The organism is Mucilaginibacter sp. Mucisp86 (assembly GCF_047324315.1).
Classification (GTDB): domain Bacteria; phylum Bacteroidota; class Bacteroidia; order Sphingobacteriales; family Sphingobacteriaceae; genus Mucilaginibacter.
Map to the genome: position 1 here is coordinate 4,884,573 of NZ_CP168503.1, position 24,579 is coordinate 4,909,151.

11 protein-coding genes are annotated in these 24,579 nt (G+C 43.2%); 6 read left to right on the forward strand and 5 right to left on the reverse strand.

Annotated elements, in window-relative coordinates:
* Positions 1-69 precede the first annotated feature (69 nt).
* The 3 genes from ACEN9X_RS20665 to ACEN9X_RS20675 all read left to right on the forward strand — a co-directional run bounded on the left by ACEN9X_RS20665 (position 70) and on the right by ACEN9X_RS20675 (position 4,805).
* Positions 70-861, forward strand: a complete 792-nt coding sequence (locus ACEN9X_RS20665; RefSeq protein WP_413666931.1) for an AraC family transcriptional regulator — start codon at positions 70-72, stop codon at positions 859-861.
* Between the two features lie 209 nt (positions 862-1,070).
* Positions 1,071-3,509 carry a TonB-dependent siderophore receptor gene (locus ACEN9X_RS20670; RefSeq protein ID WP_413666932.1) on the forward strand — a complete coding sequence of 813 codons (2,439 nt, stop codon included), beginning with the start codon at positions 1,071-1,073 and terminating at the stop codon, positions 3,507-3,509.
* A gap of 51 nt (positions 3,510-3,560) precedes the next feature.
* Complete coding sequence (locus tag ACEN9X_RS20675) at positions 3,561-4,805, forward strand: PepSY-associated TM helix domain-containing protein (protein ID WP_413666933.1); 1,245 nt, start codon at positions 3,561-3,563, stop codon at positions 4,803-4,805.
* A gap of 119 nt (positions 4,806-4,924) precedes the next feature.
* Here the strand turns inward: ACEN9X_RS20675 and ACEN9X_RS20680 are convergent, their stop codons facing one another.
* The 5 genes from ACEN9X_RS20680 to ACEN9X_RS20700 all read right to left on the reverse strand — a co-directional run bounded on the left by ACEN9X_RS20680 (position 4,925) and on the right by ACEN9X_RS20700 (position 15,136).
* Positions 4,925-6,055 carry a zinc finger domain-containing protein gene (locus ACEN9X_RS20680; RefSeq protein ID WP_413666934.1) on the reverse strand — a complete coding sequence of 377 codons (1,131 nt, stop codon included), beginning with the start codon at positions 6,053-6,055 and terminating at the stop codon, positions 4,925-4,927.
* A 32-nt stretch (positions 6,056-6,087) separates the two neighbouring features.
* Positions 6,088-7,200 carry an SPFH domain-containing protein gene (locus tag ACEN9X_RS20685; RefSeq protein WP_413666935.1) on the reverse strand — a complete coding sequence of 371 codons (1,113 nt, stop codon included), beginning with the start codon at positions 7,198-7,200 and terminating at the stop codon, positions 6,088-6,090.
* A gap of 164 nt (positions 7,201-7,364) precedes the next feature.
* Positions 7,365-9,239, reverse strand: coding sequence for a RagB/SusD family nutrient uptake outer membrane protein (locus ACEN9X_RS20690; protein WP_413666936.1), 1,875 nt, complete (start codon positions 9,237-9,239; stop codon positions 7,365-7,367).
* A gap of 17 nt (positions 9,240-9,256) precedes the next feature.
* Positions 9,257-12,424: a SusC/RagA family TonB-linked outer membrane protein gene (locus tag ACEN9X_RS20695; RefSeq protein ID WP_413666937.1), complete on the reverse strand. Its 3,168-nt coding sequence runs from the start codon at positions 12,422-12,424 to the stop codon at positions 9,257-9,259.
* 819 nt (positions 12,425-13,243) lie between these two features.
* Entirely contained in the window at positions 13,244-15,136 is a 1,893-nt protein-coding gene (locus tag ACEN9X_RS20700) for a 7TM diverse intracellular signaling domain-containing protein (RefSeq protein WP_413666938.1), read from the reverse strand.
* A 329-nt stretch (positions 15,137-15,465) separates the two neighbouring features.
* Here ACEN9X_RS20700 and ACEN9X_RS20705 point away from each other — a divergent pair, with 329 nt between their 5' ends.
* The 3 genes from ACEN9X_RS20705 (at position 15,466) to ACEN9X_RS20715 (ending at position 24,538) form a co-directional block, all read left to right on the forward strand.
* Positions 15,466-19,536, forward strand: a complete 4,071-nt coding sequence (locus tag ACEN9X_RS20705; protein ID WP_413666939.1) for a two-component regulator propeller domain-containing protein — start codon at positions 15,466-15,468, stop codon at positions 19,534-19,536.
* Positions 19,537-19,911: 375 nt separating this feature from the next.
* A complete protein-coding gene (locus ACEN9X_RS20710; protein WP_413666940.1) occupies positions 19,912-22,896 on the forward strand; it encodes a SusC/RagA family TonB-linked outer membrane protein in 2,985 nt (994 codons plus the stop codon).
* A 19-nt stretch (positions 22,897-22,915) separates the two neighbouring features.
* The gene (locus ACEN9X_RS20715; RefSeq protein WP_413666941.1) at positions 22,916-24,538 is read left to right on the forward strand and encodes a RagB/SusD family nutrient uptake outer membrane protein; all 1,623 of its coding nucleotides are present in this window, start codon (positions 22,916-22,918) and stop codon (positions 24,536-24,538) included.
* The last annotated feature ends 41 nt before the right edge of the window (positions 24,539-24,579 follow it).

Genomic DNA, 24,579 nt, shown 5'->3' on the forward strand with positions numbered 1-24,579 from the left:
TGATCAAAAATGGCTAAAAGCTATAAATCGAAATTGTAATTATCTGTGATAATATGGTATATTTCCGCTATGGAACGTTACCGGCAATTTGAACCTGTGCTGATTTCTGATTTTGAGACAGAAAAATGGCCTCATCCCGAACATAATCATAACCATTATGAATTAATCTATATCAAAAAAGGGGCAGGCTCGCACATCATAAACAGGTTATCTGTTAGTTATAATGCCGGGGATGTGTTTTTACTGGGGCCGGAAGAATCTCATTATTTTGAGATAGATGAGCCCACGCGGTTTATCTACCTGAAATTTACCGATCTGTATATTCATCAGGCGGGCGACAAGACCAACCATGGTGTCCAAAACCTTGAATACCTCATCAAAAGCAGAGAAACCCATTTATCGGGCTTTGCATTGAATAACGCTGACAGGCACACTATTGAAATGATCTTTAATGTAATAGTTTCCTTAAAGCATGATATGTTTTTAAATGAGCAGCTTATTTGGATGCAGATCATTGCGCTATCGGCTGTTTTGCAAAGAAATATGCCTGAGTTAAAGAAACCTGGTAACGGCAGTAAAGATATGCAGGCCATATTTTGTTATATCCATAAACATATTTACGACCCCAGCCTGCTTAAGCTACCGGTAATGGCCGCCAATTTTAATATTGCCGGCGAATATATGGGGCCTTATTTTAAAAGGAATACCGGTGTTACCTTGCGTGATTACATCCGTGACTATCGCAATGAATTAATTAAACAGCGGATAGCCAGCGGCAGGTATAATCTTAAACAAATAGCTGCCGAGTTTGGGTTAACAGATGAAAGTCACGTAAGTAAAATTGTTCGTAAGGCTTTGTAAATCTGTTTAATATCAATACGAATATTAATTTTATTTGGACTAATTCTAAATAAATTGTTTCTTTGCGCCAAATCCTGTTAGCAATGAACATCAACGTACCCCCCTGACGGTTCTTATAAAAACAAAAATCCCGATGCTCCGTCGCCAAACTTTACATCGGGTTAATGTTAACCGATCCTTTTAATCCATTAATCATTTCACTCAAATTTATGAAATCTGTTTTACTCTGCAGTAAACGGTCAAACTTTACTTCATTATTATTTCAACATTTTTACTTTCTATTAATCCTATTTTCTTTTTCAACCGTTTCAGCTAAGGCTGATGATGGTGCAGCCGGCAGCATAAAAGGCAAGGTTACCACAGCCGATGGTCAGCCTGCAATTGGTATTACCGTAGCCTTAAAAAATACCACTTATGGAGCCCTTACTGATGCCGACGGACGTTATGCCATTGGTAAGATCAAACCGGGCAGTTACATTATCCGCGTATCTGCAGTGGGCCTTGCACCCGAAGAGCAGTCTGTAACCGTGGCCTCCGGCAGTACTCAAACCCTTGATTTTATGCTGAAAGAAAATGCCGGTATATTAAAAGAGGTAGCTATTACAGGCGCTAAAAGCCGCTATAAGGCCGATGTGCCTTCCAACTCAATCAGGCTGAACGAACCTTTGCTGGAAGCGCCTCAAAACATCCAGGTAATTACATCACAAACCCTTTCCGATCAGCAGGTGATCTCCATGAGCGACGGTGTTACCCGCAACGTGAGCGGTGCAACCCGACTGGAGCACTGGGGCGATCTGTATACCCGTGTAAATATGCGTGGCAGCCGTGCTGCGGCATTTCGCAATGGCATGAACGTTACATCAAACTGGGGCCCGCTTAGTGAAGACATGAGCTTTGTTGACCGGATTGAATTTGTAAAAGGCCCGGCCGGCTTTATGATGAGTAACGGCGAGCCAAGCGGTATTTATAACGTGGTCACCAAAAAGCCTACCGGTAGAGATTTTAACGGTGAAGCCACCATGACCATGGGTAGCTATGACCTGTACCGCGCCACTTTAGATCTGGATGGCAAAGCCACTAAATCGGGTAGCCTTTCGTATCGATTAAACCTGATGGATCAAACCAAAAACTCGTTCCGTAATTACGAGTTTAATGATCGCTTCAGCATAGCACCGGTGCTTACCTGGAAAGTTGATGATAAAACTTCGTTAACATTTGAGTACACTTATCAGCATGCCAAATTATCAAACCTTGGGTCATACTATGTTTTTGCAACTCAGGGCTACGCCATAAAACCCCGCGATTTTACCATAACCGAACCCGGCATAGCACCTACCTATATAAAAGATAACAGCGCCTTTATTTATCTCAACCACCAGATAGATGAGCACTGGAAACTAACCGGGCAGTTGGGCTATTTCAACTACCAGCAACAAGGCAGCTCGGCCTGGGTAAATAGCGTAAAAGCTAATGGCGATCTGATCAGGAGCGTATCTATCTGGGATGCATCAAACGTGATGAAATTTGGCCAGATATTTTTAAATGGCGATGTGCAGACAGGTGCTGTACGTCACCGCATATTGGGCGGTCTTGACCTGGGCAACAAACAATACATTGCCGACTGGGGACAGGGGGGCGCTATTGACAGCGACACTAAACCTTTTAACATCAATAACCCGGTTTATAACCAGCCTGCTTTGGGTTTACCGGTATTTGACAGATCGAAACCTTTGGCACAACGAGGTGCAGGTAACCTATCGAGCCAGTCATACACCGGTGTATACGGACAGGATGAGCTCGGCTTTTTTGATAATGTACTACGTGTAACCCTTGCCGGCCGTTATACCTATGTAAAAGAGATCAATTATCTTGCTGGTCGTAATCAGAAAAAATTTACCCCACGTTTTGGCGTAAGTGTAAATATCGATAGGCAAACATCCGTTTACGGTTTATATGATCAGTCGTTTGTGCCGCAAAGCGCCTTGATCCGCGATGGCAGTTTGCCAAAACCTATTACCGGCAATAACCTGGAGGCCGGTGTTAAACGCGACTGGTTTGATGGCAGCTGGAGCACTACTTTATCTGCTTATCGTATCCTTAAAAACAACACCCTTACTGCCGACCCTGATAACAAAGGCTCCGAAGGTTTTGTGATAGATGTTGGCCAAACCAAAACCCAGGGTATTGAATTTGATACCCGCGGACAGATCTTCAGCGGTCTTTCATTAGTAGCCAATTATGCTTATACCGATTCAAAGATCTCTAAAACCGGTGGTGCAGCCAACCTGCCTGCTACGGCTGTTGTTGGTGCAAAAGTGCCCGGCTACGCCAAGCATAACATAAATGCTTCATTAACTTATACCATACAAAATGGCGCGCTGAAAAATAGCGGTATCTACGCCGGTGCAACCTACCAGGGCGACCGTACCACCTGGACATGGAACGCCAGCAGCGGTCAGTTGCAATTGCCGGATTATTACAAGTTTGATGGCGGCTTGTTTTGGGGTAAAGACCACATCAAGATAAGCGCTAACGTGTATAACCTGCTTGATAAGTACCTGTACAGCGGCGCGGCATATGCAACCTATTATTACTGGCAGGCAGAGGCCGGACGTAACTACCGTCTTGGTATCAGCTATCGTTTCTAAAAAAATTATTCACCTGCAGGCCGGGATTCCGGCCTGCCTTTTTAGTTCAATATGCTTAAAACTGCTACCCCGGCACGAGCCGTTAAATCAAAAAAGAAAGGCGATTCATTATTTAAAAGAATCTCTGCGTGGCTGCATTTGTGGCTTGGGCTTTTTTCGGGAATTATTGTGGTGATTGTAAGTATTACAGGCGCCATTTATGTTTTTGAAAAAGAGATCCGCAGTGTAACTGAACCCTGGACACACGTACAGCCGCAAAATAAAAAAATGCTGCCGCCTTCAGTGCTGACAGGCATCGCCGTTAAAATGGTGCCGGGAATGAAACCTACTGCATTAAACTATGGTTTACCCGATCAGTCGGCCGCGGCGGTTTCCTATAGCCGTAAAACGGGTTTGCTGATAACCGTTTTTATAGATCCTTATAGCGGGCGCGTATTGAAAAAAACGACTACAGATTTTGTGGGTAACAAGGGCGACTTTGATTTTTTTAGATTTATACTACATGGGCACCGTGCCTTATGGTTGCCATATCCCATAGGTCGACCGATAATTGGCGTAGCCATATTGATATTTGTGGTGCTTTTAATATCCGGACTGGTATTGTGGTGGCCCAAAAAGTGGACTAAGGCCACGCGCGATAAAAGCTTTAAAGTAAAATGGAACGCCAGCTTTAAACGGGTAAATTATGACCTGCATAACGTGTTTGGTTTTTACAGCATGCTGTTGCTGCTTATCATAGCCTTAACAGGCCTGGTGTGGAGTTTTCCATGGGTGAGTAAATCAATATACTGGGCTACATCGGGCGGAAAATCATTGACCGAAGAAACCGCCATGGTATCAGATACGACCTCGAAGCTGTCATTCAATATGGCTTCTGTTGATAAACTATGGAACCAGATTGCCGCGCAAGATAAGCCGGAAGGTTTTTATATCAATTTACCCGGCCAAAAAGCCGATCTGGTGGAAGTGATAACTTACCTGCGTTCGGGTACTTATTACAAGACCAATATTTACAATTTTGATCAGTATACGCTTAAGCCTGTCAAATCGGCAGGGCCTTACTCCGGGCGTTATGCAGATGCCGGTGCTGCCGATAAATTGAGGCGTATGAATTACGATATCCATGTTGGGGCTATACTGGGTATCCCCGGTAAAGTTGTAGCGTTTTTCCTGGCCATGGTATCTGCCAGTTTACCTATAACCGGTTTTTATATCTGGTGGGGAAAGCGGAATAAGAAACCTGCTGTAAAACAACAACGGGTTAGAAAGGTTGAGAAGGAGTTGGTTACTCAATAGGAATCGTCATTGCGAGGTACGAAGCAATCGCGAACTATACAGAGCGGACCTGCAAATTGGGGATTGCTTCGTACCTCGCAATGACGATTTTTTTATATGAGCGTTTTTTTAATCAATAATCAACCGTTAGGATGCGCATTCTGATACAAAATCACCCCGATTATTATCAAAACAATTAAAAGCAATACAGCAAGGATGATCTTAATAGCGCTTATCGGTCGCTGGCCAATAACTTCGCCCGTGCTGGCGTTAACCGTAAACTGATAGACCTTGTTATTGTAATTATAGGCACTTACCCAAACAGGCAGCATCAGGTATTTTATAGCTTTGTCAAGATATTGAGTGTCTGTACTATCTATTCTTTGTTCGTCTCCGCCAATGTCATCCCGAATTGCCGAGTGTATTGGCCCTGAAGTTTGCTCTGTAGCTTTAACAAAACCCTGTTCCGGATCTAACTGATAGGTTTCGGAACGGAAGCCGCTCATATAGCGTTCATCAAACTTAACCAGCATATTAAAATTCCAGGGCCCAAGTTTATCGAGCGTTTTCTCGGGCAATGATTTGCTTGCCGGCACCATCAGGTCGCGAAAATCACATTCCACTCTTCCTGAAGCATATGACCAGTCCGTATGGCGTACCTGTCTGGTTCTGGTTTGAGATTTACCGTCAACGGTTTCAGTATATGTTTCGGTGGTGTAGTAGTAATCGCCACGCTCGCCGCTGTAATCTGTTATCGTATAGGTATCATAAGTCCAGTGCGGGACATAAACGCCTTTAAGTGCCGATGATGCGTCGCTTACTTTTTTAGCCAGATCATTGGGAGCCCACCACAGGCTTTTAAGCCATTTTTTGAAAAATTCGATCCCTTGTTGTTGGGTAACGGCAAAGGGTAAAATGTAATGCGGCGGTACATATTGTTGCCCGCTTTCCAGGTCCAACACCAGTGGGGCTGTACAAAACGGGCATTTATCTGAAGTTACAAACTGATCCAGAATGGTTTGCGAACCGCAGTTTTTGCAGTTTACTACTTTAAGATCGGCGCTTTGTTTATTGTTATCGATACCGGCAATAAACTCCTCATAGTCATAAGATAAAATGTCGCGACTATCGGGAGCACTTTCAATGGCATTGCTCACACCGCAATAATCGCATAGCAAGTTATGTGTGCCTGGATTAAAGTGCAGTAATGCGCCACAGCCCGAACAGTTTAAGGAATTGTTTATGGCTGATGGATTAACCTCGTTGTTCATTTCAGAAAGATAGGATTAGGAATGATCGCAGGTTAGGCAATTGGCGGAGGTACGTTGTTAAATAGTTCTGCAATCTCTTCAACAGATGATGCGGCAGCCCAGGCAGCCATACCTTTTTTCCAAACCATGCTTTCTCTGCTTAATGCTCCGCTGGCAATCATAGCATTGATGTCGCTGAAAGAGTGCGGCCCGTCAGATTTGCCTTCTTTTACAATATGATATTGAACAACAGGGGGAGGAGGTGGGGGAACATCACCACCAGTGTTATTAGGAGTTACCTGGTTTTGCTGAAAAATATTACCAACCTGGCCCATCATGGCCGCGCCAACACCGAGGCCCATACCGGCAGCACCCAGGTTGCCACCTATAGTATTTTCGGCAGATTTTTCAATGGCATTGGCAGCCTGAAATTGCGCATAAGCGCCAAGGTTGCCTAATATGCCCATCTCGCTCCGTTTATCAAGCATCTGCTCAACTTCTGGCGGCAGCGAAATATTTTCAACCAGTAATTTGGTCAGGGTAAGACCAAGGTCAGCAAAATCGGGCTGGATAGATTCAGTTATGAATTTACCCATTTCGTTATAGTTGGCTGCCAGGTCAAGTACGTTTATTTTTGATTCGGCCACGGCATCCATTCCGCGCGATACAACGGTGTTGCGCAATTGCTCATTGATATCTTCAATAACGAAATCCGGATTGGTAGCAGAGATTTCGGCGATGAATTTCTTTGGGTCCTGAACCTTAAAGTTAAAAGAACCGAACGCCCTTAAACGTACGGGGCCAAACTCAGCGTCGCGGATCATTACCGGGTTTTTGGTACCCCATTTTTGATTGGTAAACTGACGAAGGCTCACGAAGAACACATCAACCTTAAACGGGCTTTGAAAGCCATATTTCCAGCTCATTAAGGTAGTTAACAGGGGCATGTTCTGGGTTTGAAGCTCGTAGGTGCCGGGAGCATACACATCGGCAATGCGGCCTTCATTCATGAAAACGGCCGCCTGCGACTCGCGCACAACCAGTCGGGCGCCCATTTTAATGGCGTTGTCATGGCGCGGAAATTTCCATACAAGGGTGTTTTGAGTGGTATCAACCCACTCTATGATGTCGATAAGTTCGTTACGAAGGATATTGAACAGGCCCATATTTTTCGATATCAGGTTTAAATAATGTTTAAATATGTGAAAAAATCAGATACACAAATGTGCCGGCGGCTAATTATTTTACGCTTTTAAATCCGTAAAAAACAAAAAACCGGACATTAGTCAATTGACTAACGCCCGGCTCAAATGTTACAAATTCAACTAAATTAAGGAACGATCTTATCAAGCGGCGGGATATTGGTTTCAGAACCTGAATATCCTTTGCTTTGGTTAATATGTCCATTTACGTTCAGGTCGATCTCGCTTTGCGGGATAGGCCATAAAACGTGGTACGGCGAAATAGTGAAATGGTTACCAGAGTTGGTTACAACGTTAGGGTTTTTATAAAAGTCGTTCTTCTCCATGATCCTGTCATAAAAGAAGTTGCTTGTTGAGAAATTGGCCACATTGTAGCTTTTTCCGTTATAAGCAGGGATACCTGTTTGCGCAAAGATATAAGCTATACGGGTAAGCTCGGTTTTACGTGGCTCTTCCCAGTACAGTTCCCTTTGGCGCTCGTCGAGTATAGTGCCTATGTTTACGCTACCCGGATCGGTTAACAATTGTGCGTTGGCGCGTGCCCTTACCTTATTGATATCATCCATAGCAAGTGCATTTTGGCCTTTCCATACATATGCCTCGGCGCGCAGCAGGTAGGTTTCAGCTAAACGGAAAACGTACCAGTCGGTATTAGTACCACGTGGTGGGCTCCACCATTTATCGAGCGCAATAGGGCCCGAGCCGATGAACACTTTATAATGCGGCCAACCAAACCATGCACGGATAGTATCTTTTGCACCATTCAGGAAGCGTTTGCTTACATTGGCATCGGTGTACTGCTCCAGGTGTTTGCCGTACCAGGTAGGGTCGGATGTTTTGATAGCGGGGCTATTATAAACCAGATCGGTCATGTTCATCCAGTTTCCGGGCGCGTGCCTTAAGTCGGTATTATCTGTCCAGATGTATTTGGTAGCGTAAGGCGTACCGCGTAAACGGCCAATACCACGACCATACCACAAGGTAAGCGGGAATTCTTCGGTTACTTTATCTGAGATACCCGGTTTAAGCGCACCGGGAGTAAGGATGGTACCGTTATGCCACATCGGCACACAGTTCCTCATCACCTGTGATCCATTTGGTGTTGCACCGTCAAGTGTTTCGCGGTCAAGCACTACGTATAAAGCTTCGGCATTCGTTCCCAATGCTTTGTTTTCCGGCCGATGAAGGTCCCAGATGATGTTTTTTGAAGCGTCGCTCGCTACTATACCGAAACGACTGGTCATGAGATGATACGGGCCATTGATTGCAACGTTACATGCCGCGATAGCATCATCAAATAAACCAAGGGCCAGATCAACCTTAGCTAAAAGATGGGCCGCACCGCCTTTTGAAATATCACCTTTAGCATTTGCATCGGTAAGGTTAGCTACAGCAAATTCCAGGTCGGTTTTCATTTGCTTCAGGATCACTATACGTTGCGTGCTGAAGTAGCCTGTGTTTACCGCAGTTTCTTCTTTCAGCAACAATGGTACATCGCCAAATTCATGCACTAAACGATAGTAACGGTACGCCCTGTGGAAAAGCGCGGTAGCTTTAACCAAATTTTTGTCAGCGTCCGAAGGCCATTTGATGTTATCTAACCTCGATAAAATTACGTTACAATCATGAATGCCCTGGTACCATGCGCTCCAGTAGCGGCCAATTTTATTATAGTCATCGCTGTTTAGGTTGGCAGTAGGGGTGATGCGTGCGTTCAAATCCTGTGCCGGTGTGGTTTTATCGGTGGTACCCTCAACGGCTGCATCAGTAAATATCGATTCGGTAAGTAATGGGGCCGAATCGCCGAAGTACTCAAACCTAACGCTTACGTTCAGGGTAGCCAAAGCAGCTTTAAATGCAGCAGGCGAGGTATAAGTTACGTCGGGTGTAAATTTTGAGGGAGCCTGTGGATACAGATCGGCCCGCTTGGTACAGCCTCCGGTTATAAATATGGTTGCTGCTGTTAAAGCCGCAGCCATGATGTTTTTGTTTATCTTGTTCATGTATTAAAATCCCTTCTTTAAAAAACTACGTTAAACCCGGCTGATAGATATCTTGGCGTAGGACCTCCATTTTGCGGATCCCAAAGCGGCCAGCTTGAAAACACAGCAGCATTGCTTGCGTTCACGAATATTTTGGCGCTTGAGATGCCCAGGCGTTTGATCAGTTGCGGACTGAAAGTATAGCCGATAGAAGCGGTTTGTAACCTTACAAACGAAGCTTTGCGCCAAACGTTAATGGTAGTGCCCGATGAGCCTGAATTTAAGCGGGCATAATCATCAATCTGGTTGTCAGGTGTCCAGTAAGGTAATACGTATGAGTTCATACGTGCAAAACCTACGCTGCCTGGATTGTTTAAAGCCTGGTTATACTGTTTCAGTTGACCAATGCTCGATACCAGCAGGAACGATACATCAAAGTGTTTAAGGAAATTGAAATCGTTACGTAACGACCAGCTAAAGCTTGGGTTTTGTGAACCCAGGAATTGCTTATCATCATTGGTGAATTTAAAGTCGCCGTTTACGTCCTGAAGTTTAAAATCGCCTGGTTTAGCACCGTATTTAGCAGCCTGATCAGCCTCGGTTGTTTTCCAAACGCCCTGGATTTTATAATCCCAAACTGCGTTGATGTCATGACCGATGAACCAGCCATTACCGATATCATCTTTTTCAACATTGGTAGTAACTCCATTAGCATCAGTAACCGGGAATGCGCCATACAGGTGAACAATTTTGTTGCGGTTAAGGAAGAAAGTTCCGCTGGCGTTCCAGTTAAAGTTTTCACTTTTCATGATCTTGCCATCCAATGAAATTTCAAACCCTTTATTATTAACCTGGCCGATGTTGGTATAAGGGTTTGAGTTGTTAGCGCCGCCAACCAAATCGCCTGATGAATTGTAGCCCTGAACGTCAAGGATACTGCGTTTTACCAGCAGGTCGGTAGTTTTGCGATCATAAACGTCTATCGAGCCGCTTAATCTGTTGTGCAGTATGGTGAAGTCCAAGCCGATGTTAGGCCCTACGGTACGTTCCCATTTTAACTGGGCATTTTGTAAGGTGCTTACATAAATACCACTGTTATTGGTAACGGTACCCGAGTTGTTTGCAGTAGGATATTTAATACCACCTAATACAGCTAATGAGATAGATGGATCGGCGGTAGTAGTTGAGGTACGGTTACCGTTTGCGCCGTAGCTGAAACGTAATTTACCATAGTCAAGCCATTTAAAGGCATCGCCTTTCATAAAGCTTTCGTCGCTGAATACCCAGGCAATTGCTCCAGAAGGATAAACTTCACGCGGATGTTGTAAGCCAAATGCCGAGAAACCGTCACGACGCACAGTTGCTGTCAGGATATACCTGCCTAACAGGGTATAGTTGATTCTGCCCATGATCGCGTCAGCGTTATAAACGCGGTCGTCGCTGCTTTCAACAGGTAAAGTGCCTGCGCCAATATTGTGGTAGCCTAAAATATCTGTTGGGGTTAACTGCGTGTTTGACGCATTGGTATACCAGGTTTGGTATTTTTCTTTGTTAAGCAGGAAAGTTGCATCAAAGCTATGGATGCCAAATGATTTGTTCCAGCTTAATATGTTATCAAGATTGTACCGGTAACGGTTTTCCTGTGTACGGATAGCAGTACCACCCGAAAGTTCGTTAGGGTTAGCTACCGGGCGGAAGAAGAAGTTTCTGTACGATTCGATGGTTGGTGCATAATTCACCGTGTATTTGATACCGAAAGGAAGATCTAAACGGGCAAAAAGCACAGAGAATAATGTGTTTTGAACAGCCACGTTTTGATTGTAGCGGTTACCCAGGAAAGGGTTACGCTGATTTAAGCCACTGTCGTCAGTATCAATCCGTCGTAATGAACCGTCGGCGTTATACATATCACCATAAGGCGATGAGTTGATGATCTGCGTCCAGTCGGCTTCGGTAGCGTCAATAGCCTGTCCGCTCAGCGGGGTGCTGGCGGCACCTTCATCACGGCTTGCAAATTGCGCGTTTACACCAAGCGTTAGAAATTTGGCGGCTTTACCTTCCAGGTTCACACGGAAACGGCCGTCGGTGTACTGGCCGCCCTGAATTAGGTTCTGGTTTTTAGTATAGTTGCCCGATACATAGTATTTAACCGTTTCTGAACTACCCGAGAAGCTGCCTGTATAATCCTGGCGGAAACCATTACGGAATACCAGTTTTGACCAGTCGGTCATTTTACCTGCCTGGTAATTGGCAATCTCATTAGGGAATAAACCTAAACGCTGCAGCCAGATAGTAGTTGGATCGCCTGTGGCCCCGTTAAGGAATTGGGCAAGCGTTACGCCATCGGGCAGCTTGTTAGGATTGCTGTAATAATAATAGGGGTTTGAAGTATTGGAACTACGGGCTCCGTCGGCACGCCAGTTAAGGAAGCCATCGCCTGTATAATATTTTTGATTTTGTAATAGTTGTGCTATACCAAAGTTTGCATTTAAGGTGATTTGAGTACCGCCTTTTTTACCTTTTTTGGTAGTGATAGCTACAACGCCACCGGCAGATTGCGCACCGTATACAGCAAGTGCACTTGGGTCGCGCAGTACGTCAACACGGTCGATATCGTTAGGGTTGATATCGGCTAACTGGCCAGGATAAATTACACCATCCAATACGATAACCGGCTGAACGTTGCCCGAAAGAGAGGCTTTACCCCTGATTTGCAAATCGCCTGTGCCTCCACCTTTGGCCGAGGTATTCAATGCAACCGAAATCCCCGGGATATTACCCCTGATAATGTCGGTAGCGCTGGCCGGGTGTTCGTTCTCCAGTTTCTCGGCTTTAACACTGCTGATGGCTCCGGTAACGTCTTTAACGGCACGGGTACCGTAACCAATCACCACAACTTCTTCCAGTTGTTTGTTGGCATCGGCGAGGGTAATGTCAATTGTTGTACGGCCTTTAATTGGTTGCTCTTGTGTGGCCGAACCCACAAAGCTGAATACAAGTGTAGCGTTGCCGTTTGCGGTAATTGAATAGCTGCCTTTTAAATCGGTAACAGTTACGGCACCTGTCGATTTGTTTTTAACAGTGGCGCCAGGTATTGGCAGACCCTGGCTGTCTTTAACAATACCCTTCACGGTAATATCCTGTGCAAAGGACCGTGTTAGTATGGTAATAAGTAAAACAAAAATTAGCGTAATTTTTTTCTTCATAATTAATTGCTGTTTAGTTGGTTAAGCAGCTATGGCTGCCGGAATAGGCTATAGGCAAACCTGGTTTACACAATAGCAGTGCAGGTAAATACTGCCGCGCGATCTTTACTTCATATAAGCGATTTGTTGGTTAAGCGTATTACTAACTGGTAATTGGTGGGGTAAATTTAACGTGGAATAAATCAATAATGCAATAGCTGTATTGTATGTAAGTTATTGATTTTAAGATATTTAAATGAAATTTGATACGTTTTGATAACGAATAACTCAAACGTTGAAGTTGCGTATTTACAGCAGGTTACATCCTGTTGTTTTTTTCGGGTGATACGCTTGGTGAACAAGAAAAAAAAGTGAAAATATTTTAAAAAATGACAATTGAGGGGATTGAAAGGTGGTTAAAACCCGCTTTATCAGGAGAGAAATGAAGTTTCTGTCTGATTAGGACATATCGCGAATTTAGGTTAACGCATAAAACTAATATTCAAATGGCTATTATCAATTGAGTAATCTGCATAAGTTGAACCTCTCTGCGGTTCGGACAAGGGGGGAGGGCATTATTTCTACAAACCTTTTCCCCCTCCGGGGGATTTTTATAATTTAATAGACAAACATTAATTGAGATGTACTTAAGTACTGGTGCACCAGAGGTGCAAAAGGTTTGTAGCTTATAGTTCTAACAGCATTCCTTTGCTTCAGAGGGGCAAAACAAAACATCTCGCTGATTGAACGACAAGTAATTTTGTGGATTAACCTGAATCTATGAGAGGCTCTGGGGAGATGTGAAAACAAACATGAATAGCCCAGTCCAACAAAGCTATCTCACATCACCAGCACTGTCCACCCTTGCTGATCATTTTTCTTTCGTGATTTTTTCTTTTCCTGCAGCACCTTTTTTATGCGGATGGCATATGTCCAGCAGGTACTTTGCCTGATATCGAGCTTTTCGGAAAGCTGATGCGATGATATCGTTCCGTTGGTGCTGTAAATTAGATAGGTGAGATAAAATGCCTTGTTGATAGGGATGCGGCTGTTTTGAAATATGGTGTTATGCAATGCCGATTCTTCATAACTGCATTTGGTACACCGGCGACTATGCGGCAATCGCCCGGCACAATATGTTGTGTTTGAACAGCGTGTACAAATAAAGCCATCCTTCCATTTTAATGATGACAGGAACTTAAAGCAGGTTTCCTGGTCGGGATAATTAGCGCTGAACTCTTCATAGCCCAGCTCGGTAGAAAGTGCCCTTGATTCAGTTACCTTTTCAATGTTTGTTTTTAGCTGAACATTATCTTTTTCAAGTAAAACGTTCATGCGCAATATTTCGCCTGCCTGTTTTTCCAGTTGCAGGTTGGCCAGCAGTAGTTCTTTGTTTTGATTTTCGATGATCTGGCTCTGCTGTGTTATTTCGTTTGATTTTTCAACCAGTTCATGCGTTCGGGCCCGCACTTGCCGTTCCAGTTCCTCATTAATTGAATCCTGTAGCTGGCTGTTCAGCTGCATTTGCCTTATGGTTTCTTCATGAGCTGCGTCTTTTTCTTTTCGTAGCACCCTAACCTGGTCGCCGATGGCAAATGACAGCAGTACCATCTCAATGATAAAACAAAAGCTAAGGCTGTAATAACTTATAGGAGCAGGTAAAAAATAGGTATAACCAAGGGCGGTGAGCGCCTTAACGGTAAAACCCACAAATAGTACCGAATAGGCCAGCACAAAGAAGCGGGCCGGTTTGTAGCCATTTCTAAATATATACACACCGGTAGCAAAAGCCAGCGATAAAGGGATGACCTCAACAAACTTGTACACAAACAGCGATTTGTTGAAAATAAGGCAATACAGAAAATAAACGGTGCGCAGTAATAAAACGTAATTGATTAACATGTTAAATTGGGGAGCCTTTTCTTTAACCTGCAACAGCGCTTTACTGAATACCAGCGCACAAATACTGATGAAGTATAAGGAAATGCCGTTGCCATAGTGATTTAATCCCGGAGTTTCTGGCCACAGATACTGGAACGCGATGCCGTCGGCACTCATTTCATAAAGCCCTACGCTTAAAATGTAAAATACATAATACAGGTATTGTTTCTTTTTAACCGCCAGGAACATGAGCAGGTTATGGAAACAAAAAATAAGGATCATGCCATAAAACAGGCCGTAGGTTAAATATTCATTAAGTGCATAATGAATAAAGTAATTAATGGTGCGGTAAACTATAATTACGTTTACGGCATTATGTGATTTTATCCTGAAATAATAAGTATGATAGCCAGGCTGTGTATCCCCAATTAAAAACTCAAAGTTTTTATGATGAAAAAGCCTTTTGCTGAAATCAAGATTAGCGCCCGATTCACTTTTGATATAGCCACCTGCCGAGTCAGGCATATAAGCCGTAACTTCATCAGTTGTTTGATCAAACAGTTCAATGATGCTGTTATTATTTACAGGCTCGCTGAAATACATCCGTATGCGGAACCAGTATGTTGAGTTTTTATGATGATTACTTGGATAGTATGAGCTGTTTTCGGTAAAAGAGGAGCTCATTTTCTGTATGTCCTGGAATGTGAGTTTCCCGGTGCTATCCTGCAGGTATTTTACCTCGTTAAGGGTAAACTTATGCTGCTGAATATTTTTATCAACCCTGAGTACGTTTTGTGCATGGGAAGTAAGCCCCCACAGGCATAAATAAAAAACAAATAAATATTTAGTCAATGCGGGTAAATGTTTAATCAAATGTTTTAATCAATGGTATGACCTGCTATAACTACATAATCACTTGATTACGCGCAATTACAGCACTCCCTTTTTTAGAGGTGATAGTCATTACAATAAAATCTTTATTAAGAACCGGTTTATAATATCCCAAATATAATTAATTGTTAATTATTTGTCGTTAACGGCTGTGCTATTTTCTTTATGTTTTCTGATACGCTTTTGATGTATTGTAATTCCTGTGGTACCAAAACAGGATAAAATTTGCGAATGAAAGCCTGCTGCATTTTGATACCTTTGGAAACAACCAGTTATTGATTATACGGCGAATGTTTCAGCGATTAAAGGCCTTTTTGCTTATTCCCTTTTTATGTTATTTTTTAACAGCCTCAGCAAAAGGCCCTGGTTTCCCGGTTAGGTATTTAGGTATTGAGGATGGCCTTTCAAATAACGCGGTAACCTGTATTACACAGGATAAATATGGTTTTATGTGGATGGGCACTTATGACGGCCTTAACCGTTATGATGGTTACACATTTAAAGTTTTCCGGAATATTTGGGGCGACAAAAACTCGCTGGTCAATAACCACATTAAATCCATTAATGCCAGCGGCGGACGAATATATGTGGGAACTGAAAAAGGGCTCATGTATTTTGATTATGCCGACTCGCGCTTTCATGCCCTTTATTGCTATAATGAAAAGCATCAGCCAGTTAAAATTGGGTTTAATATCAATGAGATAGTAGCCGATCGGTCGGGCAATATTTTTGCCACCAATGGTACATATGGCTTCCTCAAGTTTGGTAAAACAGATACCATTGGTAAAGAGATACTTTATGATGTTAACAAGCAGCGGTTTAATACACTTGCCGCGCGGATGGACAAACACGGCACCGTATGGGTACTGGTAAACGGGGCAGGCCTTGGCAGGTATGATACAGCAACCGACAAAATAAAGATCGTTGCGCCGGAGCTGGCATATGCCGGTTGTATGACCATCGATGGAAAAGGGAAAATAATTGCAGGATGGGGTAACGAACTGTTTTCATATGATCCTGTTATCCGGAAAACGGTAAAGCTCGATATAGGGCTTAATAAAGTAACAAGCAGTAATATTTTTAGTCTGGCCGCAACAAAAAACGGCGATATCTGGGTTACAACAAATGGTGGTGGCATCAAGGTCTGGAACCCTGCTACCAATAATATTACCTACATTACTGCCGGCGAAACGCCGAACAGTTTACGTAGTGGCGCTGTTGACTTTGTTTATGAGGATGAAGAGTCGCGGATTTGGATAGCAACTTTAAGGGGTGGTGTAAACATTATTGACCGTAAACCAACATCATTTCATTTGTTTGCACATGATGCTTTCAATAAAAACAGTGTTATCAATAATTTTATCCTGTCGTTTTGCGAAGATAAACAGCATAATGTATGGGTAGGCACCGACGGCGGAGGACTAAATTACTGGAATACTAAAACAAATACGTTCACCCCTTATGTGCATCAGAATGTTCCGGGATCTATCAGCAGTAATTTTGTTGTAAGCATTTTAAACGATTATACCAACAAAATATGGGTAGCAACTTTTAACGGCGGTATTGATGCCTTCGATAATATAACAGGGCAGTTTAGACACTATAGTTGCTACAACCCGGTAGAAAAAAAGGAAGAAAAGAATTTCTGGAAGCTGTACGAAGATTCGCAGCACCGGCTTTGGGCCGGCAGCACCTGGGGAGGTGCTTTGTTTTTGTATAATCGTGCCAAAGATCAGTTCGAGCTTTTTGATAACAGCCTGGTGAATATTCACGCACTTTTTGAGGATCATGCAGGCAATTTATGGGCAGGTAACTACAACAGCCTGATTAAAATTGATATTCTGCATAAAAAACACCAGACTTATTTTATTGGACAGGCTATCAGGGCCATTGCCGAAGATGCTAAACACAATTTTTGGGTTGGCACCGAGGGCGGAGGGCTGCTGCAATATGACATCAACAGCCATCAGTATAAACGATATACAGAATCGGCAGGGTTACCGAGCAATACGATATTGAATATATTGGCAGATAACAGCGGAAATTTATGGTGCAGTACTTACAATGGCCTTTCCAGCTTTAATGTAACCACAAAAAAAATCACCAATTACAATGCATCCGATGGTTTGCAAAGCAACCAGTTCAATTATAATGCAGCGCTAAAACTGTCGTCGGGTAAAATGCTGTTCGGAGGCATAAAGGGGTTTAACCTTTTCTCGCCCGATAGTATTGCCCCCTACGCGCATCAGCCCCAGCTCATGCTGTCTGATTTTAAAATAAACAACGTGTCTATTGAACTCGACAGTGGTTATGCACAAAAGTTGCCATTAAATGAATTAAAAAAAGTAACTGTCCCATTTAGTCAGGCTACCCTGAACATCAGTTACACAGCGCTTGAGTATTCTTTTCCCGAAAAGATCTCCTACGCTTATTACCTTGAAGGCTGGGATCATGGCTGGAATTATGTAGGCAAACTAAAGTCGGCTTATTTTTCGCGCCTTAATGAAGGTACTTATACGCTTAAAGTCAGGGCTACCAATACAGAAGGGCAATGGACGGCGGTGCCTATCGCTATTAAAATCATAGTTCTGCCTCCCTGGTACCGCACGTGGTGGGCTTATTTAATTTACCTGTCGTTAATAGCTGCTATCGGTTACGCCTTTTACAGATATCGGTTAAACCAGGCGCGCCTCACGTTTAAAGTAAAGCTGGCCAACCTGCAGGTAGAGAAGGAAAAGGAACTTAATGAAAAGAAACTGACTTTCTTTACCAACGTATCGCACGAGTTCAGAACGCCGTTAACGCTTATTATTAATCCTATAAAGGATCTTCTTAATCAAAGCAAAGGAAACACGGAAGAGTTGAGCACGATATATCGCAACGCACGCCGCCTGCTTGGTTTGGTTGATCATTTGCTCCTTTTCAGAAAAACCGAAAGCGAAAATGCTTCGCTGAAAGTGAGCAGGTTAAATTTTGCGACCTTGTGTAACGAGGTTTACTCGTGCTTTATTCAGCAGGCCAAAATTAAGCGCCTCAATTATACCCTCGGAGGAGGAGCAGACGCTATTGAGGTATACTGCGACCTGGAAAAGATAGAAATAGCGTTATTTAACCTCATCTCAAACGCTATAAAGTTTACTCCCGATGGAGGTACTATCCACGTTGCAATTGAACAGGACGATGGTTATGTATATTTTAAAGTAATTGATAATGGCATAGGTATCAATACCGAGGCCGGCGACAGGCTGTTTGATAAATTTTACCAGGCAAAGGATAAAAACTATTTCCGTAAAGGTTTTGGTATAGGTTTATACCTGGTTAAGGTGTTTGTTGAGAGCCATAAAGGTAATATCAGCTACTCCAACAATCCTGATGGGGGCACAACCTTTGTGCTTGCCTTGCCAAAAGGTAAAGCACACTTTTCGGGAGATGTTATTGTTGACGATGTTGTGCCGGATTACACCTACGTAAACGAGCTTATCAGCGATGATAACAAAGACATTATACCTGAACATGAGGATCTGGCAGCATTGGAGCTATTCAGTTCGGCCAGGCATACACTTATAGTGATTGATGACAATGACCAGATCCGTACGTACATCAAAAAGATTTTTACGCCGGGGTATAACGTAATCGAGGCGCAGGACGGCTCCACAGGCCTTGAGCTTATTAAAAAACATATCCCTGATGTAATTATAAGCGATATTGTAATGGATGGTATCAGCGGGCTTGAATTGTGCCGGATTGTTAAAGAAGATCAGGCTATAAGCCATATCCCTGTTATCCTTTTAACCGGTGACACTACGCCGGATATTATGCTTAAAAGTATGGAGGAGGGGGCCATTGATTTTTTACGCAAACCATTTGATAAAGAATTGCTTATAGCGCGGGTAAAAAGTGTGCTGCGCAACAAAACAGAGCTACAGAATTACTTTTATAAAGAGGTTACCAAGAAAAGCACCGGTCGCAGTATCTCACAGGAAAACAAAGATTTTCTGAATAATTGCATTTCGGTCATAGAGCATTACTTTACCGATGATAAGTTTGATGTATATGTGCTGGCTAAGGAGATCGGTATCAGCTATGCAACCTTATTTAAACGTCTTAAAAATATCACGGGGCAATCGGTCAATAATTTTATCCGCTTTGTACGCCTGCGCAAAGCTGCCGAATTGCTCATTCAAACCAATTGTAATGTTAACGAAGCTGCCTTTCAGGTTGGCTTTAGTGATGTGAAATATTTTCGCGAACAATTCTTCAAGCAATACGGTATCAATCCGTCTGACTTTATCAAAAAACATCGTGCCAGCTTTCAAATTTCGTATCGTATGAACGAGTTTGAGAAAAACTCTTCTAAATAAGACTGCCTTTTATTGGTACGATTAATCATTGCCACAAAACTTCTCGCGGGAAAATAAGAGTGAATTTGACACTTATTTTCTCGCGTATTCTACAAAAACTATCAAAAGAGGGTGTTTTTGTATGTTTTGACCCCGGTAATTTATAGTTTTACCCCTCTCTCGCAAAGCCAAATTCCGCTTATTTCGTTTCAACCGGCAGGCAATAATCAATACCAATATTTTATTGCCGGCAATTCATAAACTAAAAATTAATGCAATGAAAATTTCAAAAATGCGCAACCGGGCAGCTAATGTCGTGGTGTTAAACCGGCCCGGATAGGCTCAGTTACTACCCAAAATTCCAAATTAAATGAACCCGATAAACCAAATTAAATTATGAAATATAGATTTACTCTCTTAAAAAGTTTTTCCGTATTGCTTTTAATGATGATGCTTACAGGCATCGCTCAGCTGGCAAATGCGCAAACAAAAATTAATGTAAAAGGTGTTGTAAAAGATGCTACAGGCAACGTACTGCCTGGCGCAACTGTAAACATCCAGGGTACAACCCAATCAACCACAACTGATGTTAATGGAGCATTTAAAATAGAGGTTGCCGAAGGCTCAACACTGAAGATCTCTTTTGTAAGCATGGTAGCCAAAACCATTGTAGTTACAAAAAATACCACCACATTAAACATAGTACTTGAAGATAGTAACAAGCAGCTTAATGAAGTTGTAGTAGTTGGTTACGGTACGCAAAAACGATCGGACGTTACGGGTGCTGTGGTGTCTGTACCTAAAGCGCGGTTATCGCAATTGCCGGTAACCAATGTATTGCAGGCGCTTGAAGGTGCTGTAGCAGGTGTAAATATCACAACTACATCTTCGGTACCGGGAGCTCAGCCTTCATCAATTGTAAGGGGGCAAAATTCTATCAATGCCGGTACCGGCCCATACATCGTTGTTGATGGAATCCCGCTTAGCAAAAGCGGAGGCTCATTGAATGATATCAACCCTAATGATATAGCGTCAATGGAGGTGCTTAAAGATGCTTCGGCGGTTGCTATTTACGGTACAAACGGCTCAAATGGCGTAATCCTCATCACCACCAAAAGAGGTAATGGTGGCAAGCCGGTTATCCGCTATAACGCTTATGCCGGTGTTGAAAATATAGCTCATTTACTTGAACCGCGTGACCCGGCGGCATACATTCAAAAATATGCCGACTATATGTCACAAACCGGCCAAAAACAGACGAGTCCTGTACCTAACTATACCGAGTTGCCAAACTATAATGCCGGTAAAACTATTGATTGGGTAAAGGAAGTTACCCAAACTGGCGTAATTCAGGATCATAACCTAAGTATCTCTGGTGGTAGCCCGGATACAAAATATTACGTGTCTGGTGATTATCTTAAGCAGAAAGGTGTGGTAAAAGGCTATCAATATAACCGCGTAAGTATCCGCTCAAATTTGGATATTAACGTAACCAACTTTTTAACAGTGGGCATGTCATCTTACTTTGCCAATAACAATTATGATGGAGGCCGTGCAAACTTGTTAAACGCTACCGCCATGAGCCCGTACGGGAACGAATACAATGCCGATGGCACCTACACTATTTATCCAATGGCGCCGGAACAATTGTATGTTAACCCTTTACTTGGCCTGACTACCGACCAGATAAACCGCAGTGTAAACCTTAACGGTAATGGCTATGCCGAAGTGAAATTTGGTGGTGTTTTAAAGGGACTGAAATATCGTTTAAATGCGGGTTATACTTATTTGCCGACAAGAGTTGACAGCTATAGCGGTCGCCTGGCAAACACCCCGCTCGGTAGTGCAAGTGCGGCAAGCTCTGAAACTAACACTTACACAATTGAAAACTTATTGTATTATAACCGTGATTTTGGCAAGCATCATTTGGATTTTACCGGTTTGTACAGTGCACAACGCCGCAGGTATTTTACATCTACTGCTGCTGCAACAGGCTTTGTTAACGATGAACTTTCATTCAATAATTTAGGTGCCGGTGCTACCCAAACCTCATCGTCATATTCAGACAGATATGCGTTAAACTCGCAAATGGGCCGTGTTAACTACTCATATGCAGGTAAATATTTGGTTACCGTTACTGCCCGCCGGGACGGTTCATCGGTATTTGGCGCTAACACAACTAAATATGGTGTGTTCCCTTCAGCCGCTTTAGGCTGGAATATCGACCAGGAAAGCTTTCTTAAAAATTCAACGATCGTTAACAGTTTAAAACTTCGTGGATCATACGGCAAAACCGGTAACGAAGCTATCAGCGTGTATCAAACCATTACTACCGACGGAACGGTACGTTCGCCTTTTAACGGTGTAAGTACAATTGGTGTGCAGGCAAGTAACCTGGGTAATGCTAACCTGCATTGGGAAACCACTACAGGAGCAAACGTTGGTGTTGATTTCGCTTTGCTGGGCAGCCGTATTAATGGTTCGGTTGACGCATACAGCACACGTACTTCGGGCTTGTTATTAAGAAGGAGCCTACCGCTTATAACCGGTTATTCAAATGTTTGGGATAACATAGGTAAGGTAGCCAATAAGGGATTAGAGGTTAACCTGAATACCCGTAATATTGACGGCAAAAACTTTCGCTGGGAATCAAATATAGTTTATGCGCTTAATCGCAATAAAATTGTAAGCCTTTACGGCGATGGTAAAGATGACCTGGGTAACCGCTGGTTCATTGGTAAGCCTATCAGTGTAATTTATGATTACAAAATGACCGGTGTTTGGCAAACAGGCGAGGATGCCTCTAAACAAGACCCGGGAGCCAAACCAGGCGACCTTAAGTTCGCCGACACAAACGGTGACGGTAAAATCACTGCGGATGACCGTGTGATACAGGGTCAAACTACTCCAAAATGGACTGGAGGTATCACTAATACATTTCATTACAAACAGTTTAACTTGAGCATATTCATCCAAACAGCTCAGGGCATGTTGCGCAATAATGCCGATTTGAACTACGCTGACGAGTCTGGAAGAAGGAATACGCCGACCGAAATTGGCTACTGGACACCAACTAATAACAATAATTCGTTCCAGTCACTATCGTATACAAATACCCGTGGTTACGGATATCCGCGCGATGCAAGCTACACCCGCATAAAGGATGTTACATTTAGCTATGTAGTCGGTCAGAATATTCTTGATAAACTACACCTGAATGGCTTAACATTTTATGCAAGCGGTCGTAACCTCCACACTTTTACCAAGTGGATCGGTTGGGACCCTGAAAACAGTTACTCAACCAGGGGCTCGGGCGATTGGACTAACAACTATCCTGTAACGCGCACTTTTGTTTTTGGTGCTAATATCTCATTAAAATAAACTGATAAAACATAAACACATGAAAAAGTATTCGATCATATTGGTTTCAATATCAGTGCTTATTACCGCATTTTCATCCTGCAAAAAGTCATACCTCAACGAAAAGCCGTATTCATCATATACTCCGTTAACCCTTAATGATTCACTGGGTTTTGAGGCGGCTGCAGTAGGTTTGTATAATTATGAAAGCACCATTTTAACCTATTCAAACGCACAGGGCTGGCCAAGTGTTTGGCAGGTAGGAACCGACGTAGCAAATGCTACAGCCAATCAGCAGGGTATTGAAGTGCCTTATTATAATTATGCACAGCTTACATCAACTGATGGCGCTGCATCATACATCTGGGGAAAATATTATTCACTGATCAATAACGCTAACATCATTATAGCTTCGGTTGAAGATCCTTCAAACACCAAGCTTGGCGCAAAAGGCAAAAGTGCTATTGATGCCGAGGCTAAGTTTTTCAGGGCTTATGCCTACAATAACCTGGCAACGTTGTTTGGGAAAGTACCGTTGGTTACAGCTCCGCTTACAGCTCCCAAAACCAATTTTACACGCGCGTCACTTGATGAGGTAAATGCGCTCATTGTTAGCGATCTTACTTATGCAAGTGCAAATCTTTCTGATTTGAATGCCGGCACCTCAAAATTGAATGCTCAGGGTAAACCGGTTGGCCGTGCTAATAAATATATGGCCATGCAACTTTTAGCCGAGGTTTACCTGCGCATGGGTAAAAATGATTTGGCCGAGCAGCAGGCACAGGCAGTTATCAGCAGTGGTAAATTCAGCCTGATCAAAGCCCGCTATGGTGTAAGGGCCGGAGGAACAGGCGATTATTATTCAGATATGTTTGTGTATGGAAATGAAAGACGCGCACAGGGCAACTCTGAAGCTATCTGGGTATTGGAGCAGGAAAATCCAAGTTCGGTAGTTGGTGGTAATACAGATAACGCCCAGCAACGCAGGGTATGGGGTGCCGCTTACTATAACATCGCCGGCATGGTAATTTGTGACTCATTAGGCGGCCGCAGTATTGCCAGGCTCAGGTTGAGTAACTGGGTTTTATATGGCCTTTACCCTGCCGGCGATATTCGTAATTCGCAGTATAGTATCAAAAGACGTTACTACTATAATGATCCAACAAATGCCAACTATGGCAAAATAGTGCCGTTTACCGGTCCGGATACTTTGTATAAGATTTGTCCGAGCACAACCAAATGGGGCGCATTTGATCCTAATGATACCTTTGGCTATGCTATGATCAAAGATTTTATCATGATGCGTTTAGGGGAAACATACCTGCTGCTTGCTGAAGCGCAGGTTAAGCAAGGCAAAACTGCAGATGCTGCTGCATCTATCAACGTATTAAGGACAAGGGCTAATGCACCGCAGGTAACCGCTGATCAAATGACGCTTAACTTTGTATTAGACGAACGTGCAAGGGAGCTCATCGGCGAAGAAAACCGTCGTCAAACCCTGATGCGTACCGGTACACTGGTTGAGCGCTCAATTCGCCTTAACTCTGGCGATGCCCAGCACCCGACAACAGGTTTAGCTGATAAGAATATGTTACTTCCTATTCCTCTGTCTGAGATTCAATTGAATAAAGATGCTGTGCTGGAGCAAAATCCGGGTTATTAATTAAAACACAAATAAAAAGTAAGGGCAATATCCATTGCCCT